Origin of the sequence: Microcystis sp. LE19-10.1B (genome assembly GCF_027530565.1) — a bacterium.
Taxonomy (GTDB): domain Bacteria; phylum Cyanobacteriota; class Cyanobacteriia; order Cyanobacteriales; family Microcystaceae; genus Microcystis; species Microcystis aeruginosa.
On record NZ_JAPZQM010000677.1, the window covers coordinates 1 to 4,444 of the forward strand.

2 protein-coding genes are annotated in these 4,444 nt (G+C 43.3%); one reads left to right on the forward strand and one right to left on the reverse strand.

What is annotated here, in order from left to right:
* Window positions 1–387: 387 nt before the first annotated feature.
* The gene (crtH, locus tag O9332_RS24160; protein WP_288027688.1) at window positions 388–1,899 is read right to left on the reverse strand and encodes a carotenoid isomerase; all 1,512 of its coding nucleotides are present in this window, start codon (window positions 1,897–1,899) and stop codon (window positions 388–390) included.
* 382 nt (window positions 1,900–2,281) lie between these two features.
* Between crtH and O9332_RS24165 the strand changes: the two genes are divergently transcribed.
* Window positions 2,282–4,186 carry a polysaccharide biosynthesis protein gene (locus O9332_RS24165; RefSeq protein WP_288027690.1) on the forward strand — a complete coding sequence of 635 codons (1,905 nt, stop codon included), beginning with the start codon at window positions 2,282–2,284 and terminating at the stop codon, window positions 4,184–4,186.
* Window positions 4,187–4,444: the final 258 nt, after the last annotated feature.

Sequence of the window (4,444 nt, forward strand, 5' to 3'; positions counted from 1 at the left end):
GTTTTTCCTGGGGGTAGGAGTCAGGAGTCGGTCGTTTCAGGCTTTGTTGCCCTTGTTTTTTGTACCAAGCGATGTACCACAAGAAGGATAATGCAAGGTTTTTGAAAGTCCCAATCCTATTTTCTTGCACTAACATCGGACTTTAACAGGTCAAAAGCCTTATTTTAAAAGGGTTTTACCATTATTCAGCAAACCCTAAATAATCATTCTTTAATAACCAGATTTAGTTGAATATCCACAGCGTTTCTCATCAAGGTGAAGTATAGATTAAACCTTGCCGAAGTAAGGATTCCAGTCGCAAAAATGCGCTTCATCCATCTGAGAAACGCTGTCAAGTCTTACCTTCCCGTTTCCGAATTCGCCGGTAAAAATCCTGATTTTCAGCTTTTAATCTCTGGGACGAGGTAAACCCATATCTACCGATAGAAGATGACTGCAAGCAAAACCGGAAAAGGCCACCGCGTTTAATCCTTGACCAGGGAAGGTACTATCTCCCACACAATAAAGATTAGGAATAGCTGTGCGATTAAAGGGCATTCCTAATAAGCCTAACAGTTTTCTTCGCGGTATTGGGCCGTAACTGCCATCGATTCTATTCAAAAAGCGGCGATGGGTGCGGGCTGTGCCAATTTCGATATAATCTAATCCTGTATCTAGTTTGGGAAAGAGTTTTTTCAGGCGATCAATGAGACGATGAGCAGCGGCCTCTTTTTTCTGTTGATATTCTTGAGGGGGCAGTTTTTGCCATTGATCAATCCAGCTAGGGGTGAAAGTATGAATGATATGATGGTCCGGGGGTGCGAGGGAGGGATCGAGTAAGGTAGGAATAGAAACAAAGATAGTTCCCTGTTCTGCTTCCATATTTTCCCAATCTTCTAGTAAAATATGGTGACATTCGCTTCCTGATGGTAACACATCGGCCTTAACTCCCAGATGCAAACTCAGGAAACTGGGGGATTTTTGATAGCGTTTTTGCCATTTTTTTTCGCTGCCCGGGAGAGATTCCGGGGGGAGTAGTTTCTCGAAGGTATCCCAACGGGTGGCATTAGAAACAATCTTTTTAGCGTAGTATTCCTTACCATTGGTCAATTTTACCCCGATCGCCCGTCCTGCATCTAAAATAATCTTATTCACTCTCGCTTGATACTGGATTTCACCACCGGCTTTTTCCAATCCCGCGACTAACTTGAGAGCAATCTGTCCTACTCCCCCTCGGGGATAGTTAATTCCGCCGTAATGGCGATCGCTAAAGACCATTCCCGCATTAATCATCGGAGTGCGATCGGCGGGTACTACCGACCAACAATAACATTCCATATCGATAAATTTCAATAATTTCGGGTCTTTAATATATTTTCTGGCCACATCTCCCGCATTTTGGGGTAAATACTTGACCAATCCCAAACAGGATAAAGGATGCTGGAAAAAAACCCTAGTCAGATAGCGGGGTTCTTCCAGCGATAGTAAATCCATACTATTGAGGCAATTAAACACCTGCCAGCATTCATCGTAAAAGCGCCGGATACCAGTTTTTTCTCCGGGAAAATGGCTAATTAATTCCTGTAAAAATTGTTCGTAGTCGCGATGAACTTTTAAGTCTAACCCGTCCGGGAGATGATAATGGATCTGGACGGGATCGGCAATGGTTTCGATACTCATATTCACCGCTGCCAAAGCCTTGGTTAGGAGGTTAGTCGTCCCCTTTTTGCCAAAACCAAAAATCATCGAAGCACCCACATCAAAACGATAACCCTCTCGTTCAAAATAACCTGCGCTGCCCCCCGGAATCAGATAACTCTCTAAAACTAAGACTTTTGCCCCTTTTGCCGCTAATTGCGTCGCTGTCACCAATCCCCCGATTCCCGACCCAATCACGATCGCATCGTACTGATTACTCATAACTTGACTCGATAAATTTTTGTATCAATTCTTGATTGTAACCCTTGACTAGCGGTCATTTATCGGCTAGTTTGCGGGAGCAAAAAATTTTTTGCCAGCGATGAAAAGTTGCTAAAAGGAAAAAATTCTGGACAAATCTGGCAACTTGACATAATTGGGTTTGGGTGATATCATCTCCGGAAAGACAGGTAGCGCTACTGTTATAAAAACATTGGCTCTTCTTGTTTCTGTGTGGAAGGGAGAAGAATAGGGGGAATTTTCCAGAAATATATTCTTCAAAGCCCTGCCTAGCAAGACTACTACAAATAATAAGCACTGATTATCACAGAAAGTCGAGAGGAGCTAAGTAAATTTACCTTAAGATTAATTAATCAATTGGATAATGTATAGAAAACTGGCCAAAAAAATCCTTAAATTAGCTAATTCCCTATCTAGGTCATCGAAGCGATCTCTTTTGATTGTCACCGATTGCCTGATTTTTTGTCTAAGCATCTATCTGGCCTTCTCTCTCAGATTTAATCTGAGCCTCGAATATCAGCAAATTAGACCTTTTTTAGGGAAAATATTCGGTTTAATTGCCATTAAAACTCTAGTTTTCTATCTCAAAGGTATTTACAGTCCCGTAGTACGTTATACAGGATTAGAGTTTCTTTCCTCCGTACTGCAAGCGGTTCTCTATAGTTCAGGGGTTTTAATCAGTCTGGCCTACTTTCAAGGGGATGCCTTTTTGCCACGTTCAGTCCTGATTATCGACGCATTGTTAACCCTAGTATTGGTTATCGGGGTGAGATTGTTGATTCGTTCTGTCTTTCACCGTCTCAATATTTACGTCAGTAGTCTGGATAGGGAACCGACAATCGTTATCTATGGTGCGGGGATTGTGGGTTGTCAATTAGCACGTTCCCTGCAAAATGACCCCCACTATCGTTTATTAGCTTTTGTTGATGATAATCCCGATTTGCAGCAGCGAGTGGTCCAAGGCATTAGGGTTTACCCCCCCTCTCAATTGGCACTACTGCACCAAAAAAGGGCCATTGACTGGGTTGTTCTCGCTATTCCGAACCTAGACAAGGCCAGAAAGCGGCAAATCATCGAAAGTCTAGAAACTTTACCCATCGACATTAAAACCGTTCCTCCCCTCTCAAAAATTTTATCGGGAGAAGCGACCATCAATCAGATTCGCAGTGTCGATGTCTCGGAATTATTAGGACGGGAAGAAATTCTACCCCATCCCGAACTTTTGGGAAAAAATGTCACCGGTAAAGCGGTGTTAGTCACCGGGGGTGGTGGTTCCATCGGTTCGGAATTATGCCGACAAATCGCCTTCCTCAAGCCAAAATGCTTGGTAATCTACGAATTAAACGAGTTTTCCCTCTACAAAATCGATCTCGATTTAAGCGAAAATTATAGCGATTTACGCAAGTATGCCTATCTAGGCAATGTTCTCGACCGCAATCATCTGGCCCGAGTCATCCAACAACACCAGATCCAGACAATTTATCACACGGCCGCCTATAAGCACGTTCCCCTTGTGGAAGCCAATCCTAGTCAAGGGATTTACACTAATGTTTGGGGAACCTTAAATGTCGCTCAGACCGCGATCGAGAATTCAGTTAGTAATTTAGTTCTTATTTCCACTGATAAGGCCGTCAGACCGACTAACATTATGGGGGCCAGTAAACGCTGTGCTGAGTTAGTCGTACAAGCTTTGGCCGCTTTACCCGACACTTCCACCTGTTGCGCTATCGTCCGCTTTGGCAATGTTCTCGATAGTAGCGGTTCCGTGGTGCCGCGTTTCCGGGAACAAATCGCCCAACGTAAGAATATTACCCTCACCCATCGCGATATTATTCGCTATTTTATGTCTATTCCCGAGGCGGTGCGTTTGGTTATACAAGCAGGAGCCATGGCCCGAGGGGGTGAGGTATTCCTGTTAGATATGGGTGAACCGGTAAGAATTTACGATTTGGCCCTACAGATGATTCGTTTAAGTGGCTTGGAATTAGGACAAGATATCAATATTGAAATCACAGGATTAAGACCGGGGGAAAAACTCTACGAAGAATTATTAATCGATACCGATAAAGCTCGTCCCACCGCTCACCCAAAGATTTTTTGCGCTCATGAACACTTTCTTGCTTGGGACAAATTGCAAATCAAATTAGAGCAACTGCTTAATTATATTCAAGTTAATGACCGTCAGGGCTTAGTTAAGTCCCTACAAGATTTAGTTCCCGAATACCAGACCCCGCAGCAAATAGCCGGTCATTTGTCAAGTCAAAAGTGAAAGAAAGGAGTTTTAGCGAGTGCATCCCACATTTGCAGAAATACCGACAATTAGGGTCTGCTGAAAAAGTTTTTCCTGGGGGTAGGAGTCAGGAGTCAGGAGTCAGGAGTCAGGAGCCGGTCGTTTCAGGCTTTGTTGCCCTTGTTTTTTGTACCAATCGATGTACTACAAGAAGGATAATGCAAGGTTTTTGAAAGTCCCAATCCTATTTGCTTGCACTAACATCGGACTTTAACAGGTCAAAAGCTTTATTTTAAA

Bases quoted from the DNA above. Each gene is read 5' to 3' on its own strand.
- crtH (WP_288027688.1), bottom strand. From the start codon at position 1,899: ATGAGTAATCAGTACGATGCGATCGTGATTGGGTCGGGAATCGGGGGA.
- O9332_RS24165 (WP_288027690.1), top strand. From the start codon at position 2,282: ATGTATAGAAAACTGGCCAAAAAAATCCTTAAATTAGCTAATTCCCTA.